The sequence below is a fragment of the Streptomyces sp. B93 genome (genome assembly GCF_018070565.1).
GTDB lineage: Bacteria > Actinomycetota > Actinomycetes > Streptomycetales > Streptomycetaceae > Streptomyces.
In genome coordinates, this window is the sequence record NZ_JAGPXL010000053.1 from 1 (window position 1) to 20,387 (window position 20,387).

20 protein-coding genes and 3 pseudogenes are annotated in these 20,387 nt (G+C 71.3%); 17 read left to right on the plus strand and 6 right to left on the minus strand.

Going from position 1 to position 20,387, the window contains the following annotated elements; translation table 11 throughout:
• A pseudogene (locus tag KBY47_RS36820) lies at nucleotides 1-101 on the plus strand (IS5/IS1182 family transposase); the annotation flags it as partial.
• A 169-nt stretch (nucleotides 102-270) separates the two neighbouring features.
• Here KBY47_RS36820 and KBY47_RS31570 read toward each other — a convergent pair.
• Nucleotides 271-633, minus strand: a complete 363-nt coding sequence (locus tag KBY47_RS31570; protein ID WP_210927231.1) for a DUF4180 domain-containing protein — start codon at nucleotides 631-633, stop codon at nucleotides 271-273.
• 107 nt (nucleotides 634-740) lie between these two features.
• On the opposite strand from KBY47_RS31570, the gene KBY47_RS31575 reads away from it, so the two are divergent.
• The 10 genes and pseudogenes from KBY47_RS31575 (at nucleotide 741) to KBY47_RS31615 (ending at nucleotide 10,433) form a co-directional block, all read left to right on the plus strand.
• Nucleotides 741-1,190, plus strand: a complete 450-nt coding sequence (locus tag KBY47_RS31575) for a helix-turn-helix domain-containing protein (protein WP_210927234.1) — start codon at nucleotides 741-743, stop codon at nucleotides 1,188-1,190.
• A gap of 131 nt (nucleotides 1,191-1,321) precedes the next feature.
• Nucleotides 1,322-1,591: pseudogene (locus tag KBY47_RS37420) on the plus strand (carbohydrate-binding protein); the annotation flags it as partial.
• A 3-nt stretch (nucleotides 1,592-1,594) separates the two neighbouring features.
• On the plus strand, nucleotides 1,595-2,860 hold the full coding sequence (locus KBY47_RS31580) for a cellulase family glycosylhydrolase (protein WP_374103138.1): 1,266 nt from the start codon (nucleotides 1,595-1,597) through the stop codon (nucleotides 2,858-2,860).
• A gap of 209 nt (nucleotides 2,861-3,069) precedes the next feature.
• Nucleotides 3,070-4,293 (plus strand): ROK family transcriptional regulator, encoded by a 1,224-nt coding sequence (locus KBY47_RS31585; protein ID WP_210927238.1) that lies wholly within the window; start codon nucleotides 3,070-3,072, stop codon nucleotides 4,291-4,293.
• A 129-nt stretch (nucleotides 4,294-4,422) separates the two neighbouring features.
• Nucleotides 4,423-5,760, plus strand: a complete 1,338-nt coding sequence (locus tag KBY47_RS31590) for an ABC transporter substrate-binding protein (protein WP_210927240.1) — start codon at nucleotides 4,423-4,425, stop codon at nucleotides 5,758-5,760.
• A gap of 17 nt (nucleotides 5,761-5,777) precedes the next feature.
• Nucleotides 5,778-6,776, plus strand: coding sequence for a carbohydrate ABC transporter permease (locus tag KBY47_RS31595; RefSeq protein WP_210927242.1), 999 nt, complete (start codon nucleotides 5,778-5,780; stop codon nucleotides 6,774-6,776).
• The gene (locus KBY47_RS31600) at nucleotides 6,773-7,669 is read left to right on the plus strand and encodes a carbohydrate ABC transporter permease (protein ID WP_374103139.1); all 897 of its coding nucleotides are present in this window, start codon (nucleotides 6,773-6,775) and stop codon (nucleotides 7,667-7,669) included. The genes KBY47_RS31595 and KBY47_RS31600 overlap by 4 nt, the downstream gene beginning before the upstream one ends.
• Before the next feature lie 10 nt (nucleotides 7,670-7,679).
• The gene (locus KBY47_RS31605) at nucleotides 7,680-8,945 is read left to right on the plus strand and encodes a 6-phospho-beta-glucosidase (protein WP_210927245.1); all 1,266 of its coding nucleotides are present in this window, start codon (nucleotides 7,680-7,682) and stop codon (nucleotides 8,943-8,945) included.
• On the plus strand, nucleotides 8,936-9,910 hold the full coding sequence (locus tag KBY47_RS31610; protein ID WP_210927247.1) for a BadF/BadG/BcrA/BcrD ATPase family protein: 975 nt from the start codon (nucleotides 8,936-8,938) through the stop codon (nucleotides 9,908-9,910). Before KBY47_RS31605 ends, KBY47_RS31610 begins: the two co-directional genes overlap by 10 nt.
• Before the next feature lie 101 nt (nucleotides 9,911-10,011).
• Nucleotides 10,012-10,433, plus strand: a pseudogene (locus tag KBY47_RS31615) (cytidine deaminase).
• Between the two features lie 21 nt (nucleotides 10,434-10,454).
• On the opposite strand, the gene KBY47_RS31620 reads toward KBY47_RS31615, so the two are convergent.
• From KBY47_RS31620 to KBY47_RS31630, 3 genes are all read right to left on the minus strand, one after another.
• On the minus strand, nucleotides 10,455-10,766 hold the full coding sequence (locus KBY47_RS31620) for a type II toxin-antitoxin system PemK/MazF family toxin (RefSeq protein WP_210927249.1): 312 nt from the start codon (nucleotides 10,764-10,766) through the stop codon (nucleotides 10,455-10,457).
• Entirely contained in the window at nucleotides 10,763-10,948 is a 186-nt protein-coding gene (locus KBY47_RS31625; RefSeq protein WP_210927251.1) for a hypothetical protein, read from the minus strand. Before KBY47_RS31625 ends, KBY47_RS31620 begins: the two co-directional genes overlap by 4 nt.
• A gap of 81 nt (nucleotides 10,949-11,029) precedes the next feature.
• Nucleotides 11,030-11,626, minus strand: a complete 597-nt coding sequence (locus KBY47_RS31630; protein WP_210927253.1) for a TetR/AcrR family transcriptional regulator — start codon at nucleotides 11,624-11,626, stop codon at nucleotides 11,030-11,032.
• A 125-nt stretch (nucleotides 11,627-11,751) separates the two neighbouring features.
• On the opposite strand from KBY47_RS31630, the gene KBY47_RS31635 reads away from it, so the two are divergent.
• From KBY47_RS31635 to KBY47_RS31660, 6 genes are all read left to right on the plus strand, one after another.
• The gene (locus tag KBY47_RS31635) at nucleotides 11,752-12,636 is read left to right on the plus strand and encodes an NAD(P)-dependent oxidoreductase (RefSeq protein ID WP_210927255.1); all 885 of its coding nucleotides are present in this window, start codon (nucleotides 11,752-11,754) and stop codon (nucleotides 12,634-12,636) included.
• A 115-nt stretch (nucleotides 12,637-12,751) separates the two neighbouring features.
• Nucleotides 12,752-14,959: a PI-PLC domain-containing protein gene (locus KBY47_RS31640; protein ID WP_210927257.1), complete on the plus strand. Its 2,208-nt coding sequence runs from the start codon at nucleotides 12,752-12,754 to the stop codon at nucleotides 14,957-14,959.
• A 106-nt stretch (nucleotides 14,960-15,065) separates the two neighbouring features.
• Entirely contained in the window at nucleotides 15,066-15,524 is a 459-nt protein-coding gene (locus KBY47_RS31645) for a MarR family winged helix-turn-helix transcriptional regulator (RefSeq protein ID WP_210927259.1), read from the plus strand.
• A gap of 170 nt (nucleotides 15,525-15,694) precedes the next feature.
• Nucleotides 15,695-16,906, plus strand: coding sequence for an MFS transporter (locus KBY47_RS31650; protein WP_210927261.1), 1,212 nt, complete (start codon nucleotides 15,695-15,697; stop codon nucleotides 16,904-16,906).
• A 38-nt stretch (nucleotides 16,907-16,944) separates the two neighbouring features.
• Nucleotides 16,945-17,772, plus strand: coding sequence for an aldo/keto reductase (locus KBY47_RS31655; RefSeq protein ID WP_210927263.1), 828 nt, complete (start codon nucleotides 16,945-16,947; stop codon nucleotides 17,770-17,772).
• Nucleotides 17,773-17,807: 35 nt separating this feature from the next.
• Complete coding sequence (locus KBY47_RS31660) at nucleotides 17,808-18,239, plus strand: ankyrin repeat domain-containing protein (RefSeq protein WP_210927265.1); 432 nt, start codon at nucleotides 17,808-17,810, stop codon at nucleotides 18,237-18,239.
• A 284-nt stretch (nucleotides 18,240-18,523) separates the two neighbouring features.
• Here the strand turns inward: KBY47_RS31660 and KBY47_RS31665 are convergent, their stop codons facing one another.
• Nucleotides 18,524-19,534 (minus strand): helix-turn-helix domain-containing protein, encoded by a 1,011-nt coding sequence (locus tag KBY47_RS31665; RefSeq protein WP_210927267.1) that lies wholly within the window; start codon nucleotides 19,532-19,534, stop codon nucleotides 18,524-18,526.
• Nucleotides 19,535-19,625: 91 nt separating this feature from the next.
• Nucleotides 19,626-20,369, minus strand: coding sequence for an NAD(P)-dependent oxidoreductase (locus KBY47_RS31670; protein WP_374103140.1), 744 nt, complete (start codon nucleotides 20,367-20,369; stop codon nucleotides 19,626-19,628).
• Nucleotides 20,370-20,387 lie beyond the last annotated feature (18 nt).

A 20,387-nucleotide genomic window follows, 5' to 3' on the forward strand; every position in this document is an offset into this window, starting at 1 on the left:
ACCGGCTCAAGCGCCACCGGGCCGTCGCCACCCGCTACGACAAACTCGCCGTCCGCTACGAAGCGACCGTGCTGATCGCAGCCATCAACGAGTGGCTGTGACCAGCACTTTCACAACAGGCCCTAGACGGCCATCGGGGGCCAGCGCGTCCAGGTACTCCTGGGCCACAGCCGGAGAGCGTCCTCCAAGTCGCCCTCTCCCGCCACCAGTTCCCCCAGTCGGCCTGCCGGTCACCCCTCCCCATGGCCGTGCGCCGCCACGAACGGGCCGTCAGCCCCGCAGACGCTCCGCGAGCTGTTCCCTGTCCCGCAGGAACCAGAGCTGACGCCCGCCATTGCTCTCCCGCACGAAGTCCTCCAGCGCCGAACTCGCTGCAAGGTGCCGCGAGATGTCCCCGAGCACCACCAGGCCCACCCCGTACTGGGCGAACTTCTGGACGACGTACCCGGCGACGCGCGTACGCAGCTGGAAGAAGTCGTCAGCGAAACGCTCGGCCGGGACGACGACCCACTGGGCGCCCTGGTAACCGGCGTCGCCGATCAGGTCCAACGCGTCACGTTCACCACCGATGGCCGCCCCCTCGGCGGCGCACACCAACACGGGGACGTCATGGAACTTCTCCAGGTGGGTCATGCCCGCCAGGCTACAGCAGTACACCGCCCGTGGGATTACCCAAGATTCCCTTTCATTACGCATCACTCCCCATGCTGGCTGGATATTGGGCGCGTTAAGGTGCGTTTATGGAATCACCCCTGTACTCAGTGGAGCAGGTAGCCGAGCGGCTCGGGCTGCATGTGCGGACCGTGCGCAAGTACGTGCGCGAGGGCCGACTCAAGGCGGTCAAGATCGGCAAGCAGTACCGGATCACGCACGAGGACGTCGAGGCGTTCACCGGGCTCCCCCTGCCCACGACCGCGCGGGAGCCCGCCGTGCGCCACCGGCGCGTCGAGGTCTCCAGCATCGTGGAGATCGACGCGGTCGACACCGGGACGGCCCACCGCATCGCCACTCTGCTCACGGCCGCGCCCGCGGGGCGGGACGCGGGCGGCCCCCCGCTGCGCGTGGAGACGGTCTACGACGAGGAGCGGGCGCGCATGAAGGTCATCGTCCTGGGCGGCCCGGCCGACACCGCGCGACTGCTGGAGTACGTGAGCATGGTGGCCGAGGCCCCACCCGCCCCACACTCTTGACCGGTCACCATCAAGCCCCTAATCTCCGGGCATCGTAAGGAAGCTTTCCTTACAGTTCGACGGCGGCGATCCCCTGCCCCACACCTCGCCGCCCGCCACCTCCCCACATCCCCCACACCCACGAGGTCCTGATGCGCAGACCCGTGTCCACTCTCCTCACCGCCGCACTCATCGCCGCCCTGGGCTTCGGCCTGGCCCCTTCCCCCGCCTCCGCCTCCCCCACCACCTCCACCTCCGCCTCCGCCTCCGTCCCCACCGGCACCGTCCGCATAGCCGCCCACCCGGCATGGCAGCCGAACACCGCATACGCCGTGGGCGCACGAGTCTCGTACGGCGGCAAGGACTACGAGTGCCTTCAGAGCCACACCTCCCTGACCGGCTGGGAGCCCTCCAGCACCCCCGCGCTGTGGAAGCTCCTCGGCGACGGCAGCGGGGGCACGGACACCACGGCCCCCTCGACACCGACCGGCCTGCGCGCCACCGGCAGTACGTCCTCCTCCGTGTCGCTGGCCTGGAACGCGTCCACGGACAATGTGGGCGTGACCGGATACCTGCTGTACCGCGACGGCTCCCAGATCGCCACGACGGCGGGCACCTCGTACACCGTGGGCGGCCTGGCGCCGGGCACGGCCCACACCTTCGCCGTCCGCGCCAGGGACGCCGCGGGCAACACGTCGTCCGCCTCCGGCCCAGTGACCGTCACCACCCAGGGCGGGACGACACCGGGCAGCACCCCCGCCCAGGTCAACGGGCGGCTGAAGGTGTGCGGTGTGCAGCTGTGCAACCAGTACGGCAGGCCCATCCAGCTGCGCGGCATGAGCAGTCACGGCCTCCAGTGGTACGGCCACTGCCTCACCGACGGCTCCCTGGACGCCCTCGCCCGTGACTGGAACGCCGACGTCCTGCGCATCTCCCTGTATGTGCAGGAGGGCGGCTACGAGACCAACCCGAGGATGTTCACCGACCGGGTGCACCAGCTCATCGAGATGGCCACGGCGCGCGGCATGTACGCGCTCGTCGACTGGCACCAGCTCACGCCCGGCGACCCCCACCACAACCTCGACCGCGCCAAGACGTTCTTCACCGAGATCGCCCAGCGCCACCGCGGCAAGACCAACCTGCTCTACGACATCGCCAACGAGCCCAACGGGGTGAGCTGGTCACGCGTCAAGTCCTACGCCGAGCAGCTCATCCCCGTCATCCGCGCCCAGGACCCGGCCACCCCCATCCTCATCGGCACCCACGGCTGGGGCTCCCTCGGCGTCTCCGACGGCCGGGACGAGACCGACGTCATCAACAACCCGGTCCAGGCGACCAACATCATGTACACGTTCCATTTCTACGCGGCCTCGCACGGCCAGGAGTACCGGAACGCGCTCGACCGGGCGTCGGACCGGATTCCCGTCTTCGTCACCGAGTTCGGAACTCAGGAGGCCTCCGGCGACGGCACGGACAACTTCGCCCGCGCCCAGCAGTACCTCGATCTGATGGGCGCCAAGAAGATCAGCTGGGTCAACTGGAACTTCTCCGACGACCACCGCTCCGGCGCCGTGTTCAAGGCCGGTACCTGCAACAACAACGGGCCCTGGGCGGGGACGAGTTCACTGAAGCCCGCGGGTGTCTGGGTCCGCGACCGCATCAGGACGCCGGACTCCTTCCCCACGGGCTGACCCGCGCCGCACTCCACCCCGACCGCCCCCGCCGGTAACGCTTCCGTTGCCGACGGGGGCATCCCGCGACCGGGTATTGACTGCCGTAGGAGGGCCGTCCTACCGTCCTCCCCAACCGATAGGAAACTTTGCTAACAGTACGCGGGCGGAGCCTGGCGCCGAAGGCGGCAGAATGACTCCACCAGCGTCGAAAGGCAGGTGCGACCGTCATGGCGGGGACGACCCAGGGCAGTCCGGGGACACCGGGCACCCCCAGCGTGCTGCGTGCCATGAACGACCGCGCCGCCCTGGACCTGCTGCTGGAGCACGGCAGCCTCTCGCGGACCCGGATCGGCAAGCTCACCGGCCTGTCGAAGCCGACCGCCTCCCAGCTCCTCGCCCGCCTCGAAGGCGCCGGGCTCGTCGTCGTCACCGGCACCAGCGAGGGCCGCCCCGGCCCTGGCGCCCAGCTGTACGCCCTCAACGCCAAAGTCGCCCACGCCGCCGGACTCGACGTCAACGAACACCGCATCCGCGCCGCCGTCGCCGACATCACCGGCACCGTCGTCGGCGAGCACGAACTGCGCACCGGCGGCCGTACCGGCGTCGGTGTCGTCCGGCAGGTCACCGACGCCCTCGACGGCGCGGTCAAGGCCGCCGGGCTCACCCGGGGCGATGTGCGGCGCCTGGTCATCGGCACCCCCGGTGCCTTCGACCCGGCCACCGGACGCCTGCGGTACGCCTCCCACCTGCCCGGCTGGCACTCCCCCACCCTGCTGACGGAGCTGGCTGCGGCGCTGCCGATGCCGTTCGAGTACGAGAACGACGTCAATCTCGTCGCCGTAGCCGAACAGCGCCTCGGCGCAGCCCGCGGCCACTCCGACTTCGTACTGCTGTGGAACGAGTCGGGCATCGGCGCCGCCCTCGTCCTCGGCGGTCGGCTGCACCGCGGCTTCACCGGCGGCGCCGGAGAGGTGGGTTTCCTGCCGGTGCCCGGCACCCCGCTGGTCCGCCAGGTCACCAAGGCCAACTCCGGTGGCTTCCAGGAACTCGCGGGTGTCCAGGCCGTGCCCCGGCTCGCCCGCGACGTCGGCATCGACACGCCCGACCGCCCCTATGTGGCCGTGGCGAGCGACCTGCTCGCCCGTGCCGCCAAGGTCCACCGCGACGACAGCCGGTACGAGGAGTTGCTCGACCGGTACGCGGAGCGGCTCGCCACCGGACTCGCCGCACTCGTCGCCGTACTCGACCCCGAGCTGATCGTGCTCTCCGGGGATGTGCTCGTCGCCGGTGGCGAACCCCTGCGGACCCGCCTCCAGTCCGAGCTGGCCGACCTCGCGGCGTCACGGCCGCGGCTCGCCCTGACCGCCGTACCCCAGGCCCCCGTCCTGCGCGGGGCGCTCGAGAGCGCCCTCGCCACCACCCGCGACGAGGTCTTCGACACCTCGCGCTGACCGTCACCGCCCGCCCGACCCCGGCGCCGCCGCGCCAGGGGTCCGACCCAGCACACCCGTTTTCCCGACCAGCACGTCCGTTCCGCCTTCCCCACGCCGTTCGTCCTCGCCACCGGGAGACACACCGCCATGCCCGTACACCCGCGCAGAACCGCCGCCGCGATAGCCGCCACCGCCTCGATCGCCCTGTTCGCCTCCGCCTGCACCGGCTCCGCGAACAACGCCGCGACCGACGACCCCGACGCCGAGACCACCATCACCTTCTGGCACGGCTGGTCGGCGCCGTCCGAGGTCAAGGCGATCGAGGACAACGTGGACCGCTTCGAGAAGGCGCACCCGAACATCAAGGTGAAGGTCGTCGGCAACATCAACGACGACAAGCTCAACCAGGCGCTGCGGGCGGGCGGTTCGAACGGGCCCGACGTCGTCTCCTCGTTCACCACCGCCAATGTCGGCAAGTTCTGCGCGTCCGGAGCGCTCGCGGACCTGAAGCCCTTCCTCGAGAAGGACCGGGTCGACCTGGACGCGACCTTCCCGAAGGTCCTCCAGGAGTACACCCAGTTCGAGGGCACGCGCTGCGCGCTGCCGCTGCTCTCCGACGCGTACGGCCTCTACTACAACAAGGACGCCTTCGAGGAGGCCGGAATCAGCGCGCCGCCGAAGACCTGGTCGGAGTTCACCGAGGCCGCGAAGAAGCTGACGAAGACCAGGGGCGACTCGTACGAACAGCTCGGCTTCATGCCGAACTACCTCGGTTACGAGACGGTCGTGTCGCACTACATGTCCCAGTGGGACCACCGGTACTTCGACGAGGAGGGCAAGTCGGCGATCGCCGAGGACCCGGCGTTCGCCGAGATGATGACGTATCAGAAGTCGCTGGTGGAGGAGCTGGGCGGCTTCAGGAAGCTCGACAAGTACCGCACCACCTTCGGGGACGAGTGGGGCGCCGAGCACCCCTTCCACACCGGGCAGGTCGCCATGCAGCTCGACGGCGAGTGGCGGCTGAACTTCATCGAGGACGCCGGGGTCGACTTCGAGGTGGGCGTGGCCCCGCTGCCCGTCGCCGACGACGAGGTGGACGAGTACGGCAAGGGCTACCTCTCCGGCACGATCATGGGCATCGCCCCGGGGAGCGACAAGCAGAACGCCGCCTGGGAGCTGGTCAAGTACATGACCATGGACACGGACGCGGTGGTGAGCTTCGCCAACGCCATCGGCAACGTGCCCTCCACCCTGGACGCGCTGAAGTCCCCCGACCTGAAGTTCGACGACCGGTTCAAGGTCTTCCTCGAGATCGCCCAGCACCCCGAGTCCACCACCTCGGACAACGCCGTCAACGGCTCCGCCTACCAGGACACCCTCACCGACTTCGCCCAGAAGTACGAGAAGGGCCAGGTCACCGACCTGAAGAAGGGCCTTGAGGAGACCGCCGCCCAGATCGACCGTGACATCGCCCGGGCGAAGTGACGGCCGGAGCGGCCACCATGAGCACGGACACCCTGCCCGCGCGGGAGGCGGTGGCCCCGGCCGCCGCCTCCCCCGCCCGGCGCCGCGCCCTGCGGTCCAAACGCCGCCGGGAGGCGCTGCGCACCCTGGCCTTCATGTCGCCCTGGCTGATCGGGTTCGGCGTCTTCTTCGCCTATCCGCTCGTCTCCACCGTGTACTTCTCGCTGATGAGGTACGACGGCCTCAACCCGCCGACCTGGCGCGGCCTCGACAACTGGACATACGTCCTGACCGACTTGCCGAAGTTCTGGCCCGCGATGCAGAACACGCTGTGGCTCGCGGTCGTCATGGTCGCTTGCCGCGTCGTCTTCGGACTGGGCACCGGGCTGCTCATCACCAAGGTCAAGACGGGGACCGGCGTCTTCCGGACCCTGTTCTACCTGCCCTATCTGGCCCCGCCGGTGGCCGCGACCCTCGCCTTCGTCTTCCTGCTCAACCCGGGCACCGGGCCGGTCAACTCCCTCCTGGAGGCGGCCGGTCTGCCCGCGCCCTCCTGGTTCAACGACGCCGACTGGTCCAAGCCCGCGCTGACGGTCCTCGCCGTGTGGGGCGTCGGCGACCTGATGGTGATCTTCATGGCGGCGCTGCTCGACGTCCCCAAGGAGCAGTACGAGGCCGCCGAGCTGGACGGCGCCTCGGCCTGGCAGCGGTTCCGGTACGTGACCCTGCCGAACATCTCGCCGATCGTCCTCTTCGCCGTCGTCACCGGGATCATCGGCGCGATGCAGTACTACACCCAGCCGATCGTGGCCTCCAAGGTCGCCTCCGGCGTCATCGGCGGCTCCGGCCAGACGTTCGAGCCGGGTTACCCGGACGACTCCACGCTCACGCTGCCGCAGCTCGTCTACAGCCTCGGATTCGGACGCTTCGACTACGGCGCCGCCTGTGTCGTCGCCCTCGTCCTCTTCGCCCTGTCCATGACCTTCACCGCGCTGCTGATGCGCCGGCGCGGCGGCCTGATCGGCTCGGGTGACTGACCATGACCTCCACACCTGTCTCCGCCCCCGCCGAAGTCCACGGCCGAAGGCCCCCCGCCGGCGTCCGGCGCAAGGCGCTGCTGCACTGGATCGGCGTCCACTCGCTCGCCCTCGCGGCGGCCCTGTTCTTCGTCCTGCCCTTCGTCTTCATCCTGCTGACCTCGCTGATGAGCAACCAGCAGGCGCTGACCCGCGACCTCACCCCCGACTCCTGGCACTGGGACAACTACGTCCAGGTCTTCCGCGCCCCCGGCTTCGTCACCTGGTGGAAGAACTCCCTGCTCTACGCCGGGCTCGGCACCGTCCTGGTGGTGGTGTCGTCCGTCCCCGTGGCGTACGCGCTGGCCAAGTTCCGCTTCCGCGGCCGTCATCTGTCGCTGCTGCTCGTCATCTCGATGATGATGCTGCCGCCGCAGGTGGTGATCATCCCGATGTACCTGTTCTGGGCGAAGCAGCTCGACCTGTCCGGCACCCTGTGGCCGCTGATCATCCCGATGGCCTTCGGTGACGCCTTCGCCATCTTCCTGCTGCGGCAGTTCCTGCTGACCATCCCGAACGAGTACGTCGAGGCCGCCCGGATCGACGGTTGCGGCGAACTGCGCACCCTGGTCCGGGTGGTCCTGCCGATGGCGAAGCCCGGAGTCGCCGCCGTGGCCCTGTTCCAGTTCTTCTACTGCTGGAACGACTACTTCGGGCCACAGATCTACGCCTCCGAGAACCCGGGTGCGTGGACCCTGAGCTACGGCCTGGAATCCTTCAAGGGCGCGCACCACACCGACTGGAATCTGACCATGGCCGCGACCGTCCTGGTCATGGCCCCCGTGATCCTCGTGTTCTTCTTCGCCCAGAAGGCGTTCGTCGAGGGAGTCACACTGACCGGAGTGAAGGGCTGACGGACACATCATGAAGCTCGCTGTCGTGGGGGGCGGCTCCACCTACACCCCCGAACTGATCGACGGTTTCGCGCGGCTGCGCGACACCCTGCCCATCACGGAACTGGTCCTCGTCGACCCGGCCGCCGAGCGGCTCGAACTGGTCGCCGGACTCGCCCGGCGGATCTTCGCCCGCCAGGGCCACCCGGGACGGATCGTCACCACCGGCGACCTGGACGCCGGGGTCGCGGACGCCGACGCCGTACTGCTCCAGCTGCGCATCGGCGGACAGGCCGCCCGCGAGCGGGACGAGACCTGGCCGCTGGAGTGCGGCTGCGTCGGCCAGGAGACCACCGGCGCGGGCGGCCTCGCCAAGGCGTTGCGGACGGTCCCGGTCGTCCTGGACATCGCCGAACGGGTACGGCGCGCCAACCCGGACGCCTGGATCATCGACTTCACCAACCCCGTCGGCATCGTCACGCGCGCGCTGCTGCACGCCGGGCACAGGGCGGTGGGACTGTGCAACGTGGCCATCGGCCTCCAGCGGAAGTTCGCCCACCTGCTCGACGTGACCCCGGCCGAGGTCCACCTCGACCACGTCGGGCTCAACCACCTGACCTGGGAGAGGGCGGTACGCGTGGGGGGCCCGGACGGCACCGACGTGCTCCCCCGCCTGCTCGCCGAACACGGCGAGGCGATCGCCGCCGACCTCCGGCTGCCGCGCCCCGTCCTGGACCGGCTCGGCGTGGTCCCGTCGTACTACCTGCGCTATTACTACGCGCACGACGAGGTGGTGCGGGAGCTGGGCACCAGGCCGTCGCGGGCCGCCGAGGTGGCCGCGATGGAGAAACAGCTGCTGGAGATGTACGGCGATCCGGCGCTCGACGAGAAGCCCGCGCTGCTGGCCAGGCGGGGCGGTGCCTACTACTCCGAGGCCGCCGTGGACCTCGCCGCCGCGCTGCTCGGCGGGGGCGGTTCGCCGTACCAGGTGGTGAACACGTACAACAACGGCACGCTGCCGTTCCTGCCGGACGACGCCGTCATCGAGACGCAGGCGGCGGTGGGCGCGAAGGGCGCGGTGCCGTTGCCGGTGGCGCCGGTCGACCCGCTGTACGCGGGGCTGATCGCGAACGTGACGGCGTACGAGGACCTGGCCCTGGACGCGGCGCTGCGCGGCGGCCGGGACCGGGTCTTCAAGGCGCTGCTCGCGCATCCGCTGATCGGGCAGTACGAGTACGCCGAGGGGCTCACCGACCGGCTGATCGCGCACAACCGGGAGCACCTCGCGTGGGCGTGAACGGGGTTCTCCTGGCGATCGACGCCGGGAACAGCAAGACCGACGCGGCGGTGCTCTCCCGGGACGGTGCCGTGCTCGGGACGGCGCGCGGCGGCGGTTTCCAGCCACCGGTGGTGGGGGTGACGGCGGCGGTCGACGGGCTCGCGGAGATCGTGGGCCGGGCGGCCGCGGACGCCGGGCTCCCGGCCTCGTTCGACCAGGTCACCGCCTGTCTCGCCAACGCCGATCTGCCGGTGGAGGAGGCGGAGTTGGAGAAGGCGCTGTACGGGCGGGGCTGGAGCCGTGCGGTGCGGGTGCACAACGACACCTTCGCGATCCTGCGGGCCGGGGTGGACGAGCCGCGGGGCGTGGCCGTGGTCTGCGGGGCGGGCATCAACTGCGTCGGGATGACGCCGGACGGGCGGACCGCGCGCTTCCCGGCGATCGGGAGGATCTCCGGGGACTGGGGCGGGGGCGGCGGGCTGGCCGAGGAGGCGCTGTGGTTCGCGGCCCGGGCCGAGGACGGCCGGGGCGAGCCTACGGAGCTGGCGCGGGCGCTGCCCGCCCACTTCGGCCTGGAGACGATGTACGCGCTGATCGAGGCGTTGCATCTGAAGCGGATCCCCGACGAGCGGCGTCATGAACTGACGCCGGTTCTGTTCCGGGTGGCCGCGGCGGGCGACCCGGTGGCGCTGGCGCTGGTGCACCGGCTGGCCGAGGAGGTCGTCGCGCTGTCGTCGGTGGCGCTGGGGCGCCTCGGACTCCTGGAGGAGGAGGTTCCGGTCGTGTTCGGCGGCAGCGTCCTCGCCGCGCGGCACCCGCGGTTGGAGGAGCGCATCGCCCGCCTCCTCGCGGAGCGTGCGCCGAAGGCGGTCATCGGTTTCGTCACCGCGCCGCCGGTGCTGGGCGCGGGACTGCTCGCCCTGGACGCGACGGGCGCCGGACCCAAGGCGGCGGACCGGCTGCGGGCGCACTACGGCGGCTGACGCGGCGAGCTTGTGAGGGAGCCGGGCGCGGCACCGATATTCGCTTGCCGCGCCCCGGCGCTCCGGGTCAGCGTCGTCTCACATCCCACGAAGGCGAGAAGATGACCCCACCAACGGACCGTGCCGGCTACGACCACGAACTCGTCCAGGCCGCGGCGGAGGTCGCCCGCACGCGCTGCCGCGGCGACAACCACACCATGGCCGCCGCCGCCCGCGCCCGGGACGGCCGGATCGTCACGGCGGTGAACGCCTACCACTTCACCGGAGGGCCGTGCGCCGAGCTGGTCCTGATCGGCGCGGCGGCCTCCCAGGGCGTCTACGAGCTGGACACGATCGTCGCCGTGGGCGACCGCGACCGCGGGGTGGTCCCTCCGTGCGGCCGGTGCCGTCAGGTCCTGCTCGACTACTTCCCTGCCATCGAGGTCATCGTCGGCACGGCCGACGCCGTCCGCGCGGTCCCCATCACGGGCCTGCTGCCGGAGAGTTTTACGTCTGGGCCGACCACCAGCTCGACGCCGAGTGAGCCGTCCCGCCCGCGCGAGCCTCAGAGATCGAGTACGGCCCGCAGCGCGTTGTCGACGGCTTCCTGCTGCTCGGGGCCGATGTTGCCGTGCCGGGTCGCGGTCTCGAAGCGTGTGGTGGCCAGTTGCAGGAGGTTGACGGCCACGACGGAGGCGTCGATGGGCTCGTTCAGGTGCACGCTCATCGCCGTGTCGGGGTGCTGCGCGGGGGCGTGCAGCACGAGGACGACGACGGCGCCGTACGCCTCGGCGAGTCCGTCCAGGCTGACGACCAGGACCGTACGGACGCCCTTGCCGGTGTCGACGTCCCAGACGTCGCCCTTGCGGATCGTCACAGGGCGTCGCCTTCGCCCTCGAGTCCGAGGCGGGCGGCGGGGGCGAGCTTGCGGGCGGCGTCGAGGGTCATCTGGCGGCGGACGGCGCGCAGGATGTAGTCGTTCAGCGAGGGGGCGTCGGCCGCGGCGGCGCGCAGGGGGCCGTCCATGGCGTCGGGGATGCGGAGGGTGATGGCAGTCATGCCACCAAATGTAGTGGCTGGAGTGGCACCGGCACAGGGCGGGGACGTGGACTCCCGTATCAGGGGGACGGGGCACCCCGGTCAGCCCTTCCGCTCAACCGCCGCGTCGAGAAGGGGCCCGAGTTCCCCCACCACGACCGTCAGGGCGCGGACGTCCCGTTCGGCGCGGGCGATGAGGATGGCCCCTTCCAGGGAGCTGATCATGAGGGTGGCGAGCGGACCGGTCCGCTCCTTGGGGACGCCCATGTCGGCCAGCGCCCGGGACACCGGCCCGGTCCAGGTGGCGAAGGCTGCGGCCGCGGCTTCCCGGGTGGACGCGGTGGACTCGGCGCAGTCCACGGTGGCGGCGGCGACGGGGCATCCGCCGCCGAAGCCCACGGCCTCGTACTCGTCAGTCCACTGCCGCGCCATCTCGGCGAACAGTCCGCTGGGCGTCGGCTCGTCCAACGCGGCGAGGAACCGTGCCACGCGGCGCCCCGCGTACCGTCCCGCCCAGCCGACCGCCTCGTTGACGAGCTGTTCCTTGCCGCCGGGGAAGTAGTGCTGGAGCGATCCGCGCGGCGCACCGGCGTGCGCGGCCACGTCCCGCATTCCCGTGGCGGCGACCCCGTCACGCCGGATGAGCTGGGCCGCGCTGAAGACCATCCGCTCACGCGGCCCTCGTTCGGACACGGCCATCTCCGCCTTTCCTTCCTCCTGCGCCTTGCACTTAGCGCCCTCAGGCTATGACGGTCGTCATAGCCGGGGCTACTATGACGACCGTCATAGCCAGGACGCGGGCCGGAAGTGGCGGGTGGTAGGTCATGTACGTCGGTTTCATCGGCCTCGGTGTCATGGGGCAGCCCATGGCGCTCAACCTCGCCCGCGCCGGGACACCTGTCGTGGTGTGGAACCGCACCCCGGGGCGGAGCGAGAGCCTGCGCGCAGCCGGGGCCGAGGTCGCGGCAGGGCCGGCCGAGGTGTTCGAACGGGCCCGGACCGTGATGCTCATGCTGGCCGACGAGGCCGCCATGGACGCGGTGCTGGCCCGTGGCACCGCCGACTTCGCCTCCCTCGTCTCCGGACACACCGTCGTCCACATGGGCACGACCTCCGCCGAGTACTCGGCCGGACTCCAGGACGACGTCCGGTCGGCGGGCGGCCGGTACGTCGAGGCGCCGGTCTCCGGTTCCCGGGTGCCCGCCGAACGCGGCGAACTGGTGGGCATGCTGGCGGGCGAGGACGACGCCGTGCGCGCCGTACGGCCCGTGCTCGCCCCGGTGTGCGCGGAGACGTTCGAGTGCGGCCCGGTACCGGGCGCGCTGCTGATGAAGTTCTCGGTGAACCTGTTCCTGATCACCCTGGTCACCGGACTCGCCGAGGCCTTCCACTTCGCCGACCGGCACGGCCTCGACCAGCGCCTGCTCCGGGACGTCCTGGACGCGGGCCCCATGGCGAGCGCCGTCTCCCGCGCCAAGGGCGCCAAGCTGCTGTCCCGTGACTTCACCGTCCAGGCGGCCTCCGCGGACGTCCTCAAGAACAACCGCCTGATCGCGGAGGCCGCCCGCAAGGCCGACCTGCCCTCCCCCCTCCTCGACGTGTGCCACGCCCTCTACGGCGAGACGGTGGAGCTGGGCCACGGCGGCGAGGACATGACCGCCGTCGTACGGGCGCTGGAGTCCCGGAGCGGGCAGCCGGCCGCCGGCTGACCGGCTTCCAGTCAGGTCGCCGGACCTACCGCGAAGGGCACGGCCGAACTCATCGGCTTCCCGGTCGTGGTGTCCGTCGCGCGGGGAACCGTCCGCGACGATCGACAATGGGGCCATGGAGGCACCACCCGTAGGGCAGCCGCGGTGGGTCCAGGTCGTGGCCTGGGTTCTGGCCGTGCTCAGTCTGACCGTGCTCGCCGCTGCCGCCGTGCTGCGCAGTACCGCGCTGAACCCCGGTTTCCACGGCCGGGTGCTCGACGAGGAGCGGGCCTATCACCGGGTCTACGACGAGGTGCTGGTCGATCCGCGGCTCGCTCCGGTCCTCCATGACCTGCTGGGCCGACTGCCCGTCCCGCAGTCCACGGTCACCTCGAACGTCAAGGTCGTCCTCCCGCCGGAGACGCTGCGGGCCATCGGCGACCGGCAGATCACCGAGGTGGTCCGCTATCTGGAGGGGGACCGTGCCAGGCTGCGGCTCGCCGTCGATCTCAGGCCGGTGCTGGCGAACATCGACCGGCTCAGCCAGATCTACTTCGGCACCGCCGTCGCCTCGCTCCAGCAGCGCTCCGAGCCGGACTTCGACGTCTTCCGGCAGAATCTGGCCGATCTGGCCGTCCGTCTCGTCGCGGGCGAGGTACCGCGCGGGGAGCTGCCGACGCTGGCGCTCTCCCAGGAGCAGGCGCGCGCCGCCACGACCATGCTGCTGCGTCTGGTGCCGCAGGCGGAGCGTGCCCAGCTGCGGCCGGAGGTCGAAGCCGCGCTGGAGGACGGGGACGCGGCGTCGGCGCTGGCGGCGGTGGCGCCGGTGGCCGTCTCGGACGGGGTGGGGGCGGCGGTCGCGGAGCTGTTGCGGGAGGCAGGGGGCCGTACCTGGGTGATCCGCGCCGATCTCGGCCCCTCGGACACCGTCTCGGCGGTCGACCGGATCCGCTCCGTCACCCGGCTGTTCCACGAGGTCGTCGAGCCCGCGGCGGCCGTACTCTCCGTGGCCGCGCTGGTCCTGCTGTGGCACGCCACTCCCCTGCCCGCCACTCGGCGGCTGGTCCCGCTGGGCTGGGCGCTGGCCGGAGCGGCGACGCTGACGGCGCTGGCGGTGTTCCTCCTGCGGGTCCTGGTGGGCGAGCGGCCGTACCGTCCGCCGTCCTCCTGGCCCCCGGCGGCGGCACGCCTCCTCGACGATCTCCAGGCCAACGCGGTCGACCGGGTGCTGCACACCGCCACCGTCGTCGCGCTGATCCTGCTGGTGGCGGGGGCGCTGCTGGTCGGCCTCGGCTGGGCCCGGCGGACGACCGCACCCACACTCCAGACCCGCGTGGAGGCACGGCACGGTCTCGTCCTGGCCGCCGCGGTGTCGGCGTCCGCGCTCGTGGGGGCGACCCTGGCGCCGGTGGCGCTGACCGGGCCCGCCCCTCGGGTCTGCCAGGGCAGCTCCCGGCTGTGCGACGTCCGCTACGACGAGCTGGCCCAACTCGCCGCGCACAACGCGATGGCCACGACGACGGACCGGTTCATCGGCCCCCTCCAGGACCCCGACATCGTCGGCCAGTTGAACGCGGGGGTGCGTGTGCTGCTGCTCGACACCCATCGGTGGGAGCGGCCCGCGGAGATCACGGACCGTCTGGCCGACTCCGAGTTCTCACCGGAGCTGCGCCGCCAGCTCACCGACGCCCTGACCCGTCTCGATCCGCACCGGCCGGGGCTGTGGCTGTGCCATTCGGTGTGCGGTGCCGGAGCCCTGGAACTGGAGGCCACGCTGCGGCAGATCGGCGACTGGCTGCGCGCGCACCCCTCGGAGATCGTCACCCTGATCCTCCAGGACGGCGTCGGCGCGCCGGAGACCCAGCGCGCCTTCGAGCGGGCGGGCCTCACCGAGCTGCTGTACGAACCGGACCAGGACGCGGACCAGGCCTGGCCGCGGCTGGAGGAGATGATCGACAGCGGCAGGCGCCTCGTCGTCTTCGCGGAGAAGGCGGACGGACCCGCCCCGTGGTACCGGAACTTCTACCGCTACGGCATGGAGACCCCCTTCGCGGTCCGCAGCCCCGAGGAGATGACCTGCGCGCCCAACCGCGGCGGCACGGACAAGCGGCTGTTCCTGCTCAACCACTTCGTCACGGCGGGCGGTGGCCGGCGCCTGGAAGCGGGCACCGTCAACGCACGCGATTTCGTGCTGGACCGCGCCCACGCCTGCGAACAGCAGCGCGGCAGGCCGGTGAACTTCATCGCGGTCGACTACGCGACCATCGGGGACGCGCGAGCGGCCGTGGACGCCCTCAACACCGAACGGCTCCGGGACGACGGCGACGCCGCGGTCACCCCGTGAGGACCCGCGGAGTTAATTGCAAGCGCGCTATACATGCACTCGCTGACAATTTCACACATGACCTATCCTGGACCACAGCCGCCCGCACCCGGAGGTTCCAGACCCCATGACCGCCACAGACCCGGCTCTCACCGCCCTCGCCCAGGGCTGGTGCGCCCTCTCCCTGCTGCACGGGAGGATCGAGGCGCACATCGAGCGCGCCCTCCAGGCCAAGCACGACCTGAGCGTGCGCGAGTACTCCCTGCTCGACGTGCTGAGCCGCCAGCACAACGGCGAGGGCGGCCACCTCCAGATGAAGCAGGTCGCCGACGCCGTAGTCCTCAGCCAGAGCGCCACGACCCGCCTGGTCACCCGGCTGGAGGACCGCGGACTGCTCTCCCGCTACCTGTGTCCGACGGATCGCCGGGGCATCTACACCGATGTCACCGATGCCGGCCTGAAGCTTCTGGAGGAGGCGCGGCCGACCAATGACTCCGCGCTGCGGCAGGCACTCGACGAGGCGAGCGAGCGGCCCGAGCTTGCGCCGCTGGTGAAGGTCGTGGAGTCGGGCACGATCCCCGCCTGAGACCCGCTCAGCCCCCAGTGACCCCACCACCGGCTCCCAGGGGAGCCGGTCTTCGGCATGCCCGCCCACAGACATGCACGCCAGCATATCCAGCGTTTGCAATTATCCCGCGCTTGCAACTATTGTCTTGGGCTGTAAGCGCCTCACGCAATCATCTGGAAGGTACGTCCATGCCCCTCGCGCTCCTGGCCCTGGCCATCGGGGCCTTCGGGATCGGCACCACCGAGTTCGTGATCATGGGTGTGCTGCCCCAGGTCGCGGACGACTTCGGGGTCACCATCCCGACCGCAGGCTGGCTGGTCTCCGGCTACGCCCTCGGTGTCGTCGTCGGTGCGCCGCTCCTCACCGTCCTGGGCACCAAGGTGTCCCGCAAGAAGATGCTGATGTTCCTGATGGCGCTGTTCGTCGTCGGCAACGCGCTCTCCGCTGTCGCCCCGACCTTCGGCCTCATGCTCGTCGGCCGGGTGGTGGCCTCGCTCGCGCACGGCGCGTTCTTCGGCATCGGTTCCGTCGTCGCCGCCGATCTCGTCGCCCCGGAGCGGAAGGCCTCGGCCATCTCCCTGATGTTCATGGGCCTGACGGTCGCCAACATCGTCGGTGTCCCCGGCGGCACCTCCATCGGGCAGGCCGCGGGCTGGCGCGTCACGTTCACGCTCGTCGCCGCGCTCGGCGTCATCGGCTTCCTCGGCGTCGCGAGGCTGGTCCCCGACGCCGGACGGCCGAAGGCGCAGACCGTGCGCACCGAGTTCGCCGCCTTCAGGAACGTCCAGGTCTGGCTCGCCATGGCGATGACCGTCCTCGGCTACGGCGGTGTGTTCGCCGCGATCACCTACATCACGCCGATGATGACCGAGGTCGCCGGGTACACCGAGGCCGCCGTCACCTGGCTGCTCGTACTGTTCGGCATCGGCATGTTCCTCGGCAACCTGCTCGGCGGGCGCTTCGCCGACCGCGCCCTGATGCCGATGCTGTTCGCCACCCTCGCGGCCCTCACCGCGGCACTGCTGCTGTTCACGGCGACCGCCCACGACAAGGTCCTCGCCGCGATCACGCTCACCCTGATCGGCGCGCTCGGCTTCGCCACCGTGCCCCCGCTCCAGAAGTGGGTGCTCGACCAGGCCTCCGCCGCCCCCACCCTGGCCTCCGCCGCCAACATCGGCGCCTTCAACCTCGGCAACGCCCTGGCCGCCTGGCTCGGCGGGATCGTCATCGCCGCGGGCCTCGGCTACACCGCCCCGAACTGGGTGGGCGCCCTGCTGTCCGGCACCGCGCTGCTGCTGTCCTTCCTCGCCGCCTTCCTCGACCGCCGCAACCGCGCCCCGGGACGCGTCGTCGCCGGCGCCGTGCCGCCGGTCGAGCGGCAGCCCGCCGTACACCACTGAACCGATCCAGAACCCGTACCACCAGCAAGGAACCCCACATGACCTCCTCCGTCCCCACCGTCACCCTCAACAACGGCGTCGAGATCCCCCAGCTCGGCTTCGGTGTCTTCCAGGTCCCGGACGCCGAGACCACCGCCGCCGTGACCGAGGCGCTCCGGGCGGGCTACCGCTCGATCGACACCGCCGCGGTCTACGGCAACGAGGCCGGTGTCGGCAAGGCGCTCGCCGCCTCGGACACGCCCCGCGAGGACCTGTTCGTCACCACCAAACTGTGGAACGCCGACCAGGGACACGACGCCACCCTGCGCGCCTTCGACGCCAGCCTGGCCAAGCTCGGCCTGGACTACGTCGACCTGTACCTGATCCACTGGCCGACCCCGGCCCGCGATCTGTACCGGGAGTCCTGGAAGGCCATCGAGCGGCTCGTGGCCGAGGGCCGGGTGCGCAGCGCCGGTGTCTCCAACTTCCAGCCCGCGCATCTGCGGCGGCTGCTGGACGACACCTCACTGGTCCCCGCCGTCAACCAGATCGAGCTGCACCCCGGCCTCCAGCAGGCCGGACTGCGCGCCCTGCACGCCGAGTTGGGCATCGTCACCGAGGCGTGGAGCCCGCTCGCCCAGGGTGCCGTGCTCGGTGACGACGCGATCACCGCGATCGCCGGCCGGCACGGCAGGTCCCCGGCGCAGGTGGTGCTGCGCTGGCACCTCCAGCTCGGCAACGTGGTGATCCCGAAGTCGGTCACGCCCGCCCGTATCCGGGAGAACATCGACGTCCTCGACTTCACGCTGTCCGAGGAGGAGATGTCCGCGATCGCCGCCCTCGACCGCGGACTGCGCACCGGCCCGGACCCCGACACCCTCAACTGAGGGCACCAGGAGGCACTTCGCTAGGCTCAGCCGTCATGAACAGGCGGCGGCGGAAGAAACTGACGAAGCGCCTGGTCGCGGCGGCGATGTCCGGTGACCCTTCCCGGGTCACCGCGCTGCTGCGGGCCGGGGCACCGCCGGAGGCGAGCGACCAGGACGGCACGACGCCGCTGTACGCCGCCGCCGTCCAGGGCGCCGCCGACACCGTCCGGTGCCTGCTGGCGGCCGGGGCGCTGCCCGACACCGAGAGCGGGCACGGCTCGGAGGGAACTCCACTGTGTGCGGCGGCCTGTTGGGGGCACACCGAGACGGTGCGGGCGCTGCTCGACCACGGCGCCGATCCCGACCTGCGGGAGGACCACGGTGTGGGCCGTACGCCGCTGGAGTGGGCGATGGCCGGGCTCTACCCCGAGACGGTCGCCGTACTGCGCGCCGCGGGCGCCCGGCCGTCTGCCCCGGCCGGGTGATCCGCCGCGCGGCTCAGCACGTACTCGCGGTCGCTTTCCGCCGCCTGTGCGCTGCCGGGGACCACGGACATGGTCAGAACGGTGAACCCCATCGCGGTCAGTGCGGTGGTGAGCCTGAGGTTGATCACTGGGTCACTCCTTCGGTGTGATGGTGTCGTTCGGTGTCACCGGATCGGTCGCCGGGACCCGCCCGGTCGGACACACCTCATGGTGGGCGCCCCGCCCGCCGTCTCCTACTCGCTTCGACCGTGCTCGAACGGTGCTGGTCGGGCGTCCGAGTGCGGTCACTGGGACGGGCTCGGTGCCCCGTTGACGAGTTGGGTGCCGAGCGCCGTGGGGAGGTGGTGGGCGTGCGGGCCCGTGCGGTGCGTGATGATGAGATGTGCTTCGCGCAGGGCACTGGTGTGATGGGAGACCGTGGCCGGGGAGATGCCGGTGTGGCGGGCGAGGTCCGTCGTGGTGATGCCGTAGCCGGTGGTGATGGCCTGGAGCACGGTGGCGCGGGTACGGCCCAGGAGCGCGGCGAGCGTGCCGGGGGCGGCCGGTGTTCCGAGGCCTGGCTCCGGCGTCCATACGGTGTCGTGGGCGACGGGGAAGGCCAGCACCGGCGGGCTGGTGTGCAGCGGGTTCAGCGAGACGACGGGCGCGTTGCCGCAGAACAGGGACGGCATCAGCCGCAGACCACGCCCGTCCAGAGGGAAGTCCTCGTTCAGGTCGGGGCGGGCGAGTTCGAGCACGGGGGGTGTCCAGCGGATGGAGGGGTGCAGACGGGACAGCATGGCGTCGAGTCCCTCGTCCAGCAGGGTGCGCGCGGCGGCGGAACGGGCCGCCTCGGCGCGGGTGTACAGATGCCGCTGAACGGGCGCGATCGCCGTCCGGTGCCAGTCGCGCACCGCGCGGCCGACGGTCTCCAGCGCCCGCGGGGAGCCGTCGGCGAGCGATCGGGCCCAGGCCGGGAACGGTCCGTCACCGAACCGGGCGAAGGTCTCCAGGTCCCTGCGCAGGAACGACTTCGGCGTGTACAGCAGTTCGTCCAGGCCCGTGTCGAGATCGCCGGTGTTCGGCGGGATCAGGAAGTCCGGACAGAACTTCTCGGGCGGCACCAGGGAGCGCAGTTGGTGGACCGAGCGCGGGATCCGCGTACGCGCCCACCGTTGCCAGGGGCCGAAGGCGGCGCCCGGTCGGCGTCGTTGCAGGGTGCGCAGGCTGATCACCGTCTCGTGCAGCGGATCGGGTCCCGGTGCGAGGGACACCCGCAGCAGGTCGTCACGCGTGAAGTGCAGCCGGAACGCCACCCCGTCCCCCTTTGAGCCGTAGGGCGAGGATCAGGTGACCAGACGGGCACCCCGGGCGGCAAGCGCCTCACCGGCCACGTCCGTGCGCCCGTCAGTCCCGCGGCACGTCGAGGCCCCCGGCGTGGGCGAGCGCGCTCGGGGTGAGGCGGCCGACGATCGCCGGGGCCTGCCGGACGAGGGTGTCGTCGGCGAGGGCGGCCACCATGAACAGGGCGAAGTCGACACGGCGGGTGAGGTTGCTGCCGAGGACCGGGTCGCCCACGTGGCCGCTCCACACGGGCAGGCCCTGGCTCTTGCCCTCCTCCAGGCTGCTGCCGCGTACGACGGTCCAGCGGGTGTCACTGGCGAACACCCGGCGGCATGCCTCCACCTGGTCGTCGATCTCGACGGCGCGGAAGAGCCTGCCCAGCCGGGCGGCGAGCCAGACGCCCGCCTTGAACCACCGTGAGTAGGTGTCCTTGCCGTCGCGGGTGATGTGCCAGCCGCAGGAGAAGACGAGGCGGGCGCCTGGGCGGGCGTGGTCGAGCACCGCCTGCGCCGTGCCGGACGCGTACTGTCGCACTCCCCACGGCACCAGCACCGTCAGCACCCCGTCGCACCCGGCGACCGCCCGCCGTATGACCTCCGGGTCGTTCGTGAATCCGGGGACGATCGTCATCCGGCCCTGGAACGCGGCCAGTTTCGGCACGCTGCGTTCGCGGCAGACACCGACCACCTCGTAGCCACGCTCCAGCGCGTGCCGGACCATGTACTGGCCGAGCTTGCCCGAGGCCCCCACGACGCACACCTTCCGCATCCGCTCCGCGCCCGCTCCCCCGCCTGTTCCCCCGCTCATGTCCCCGCCCATCTCCGT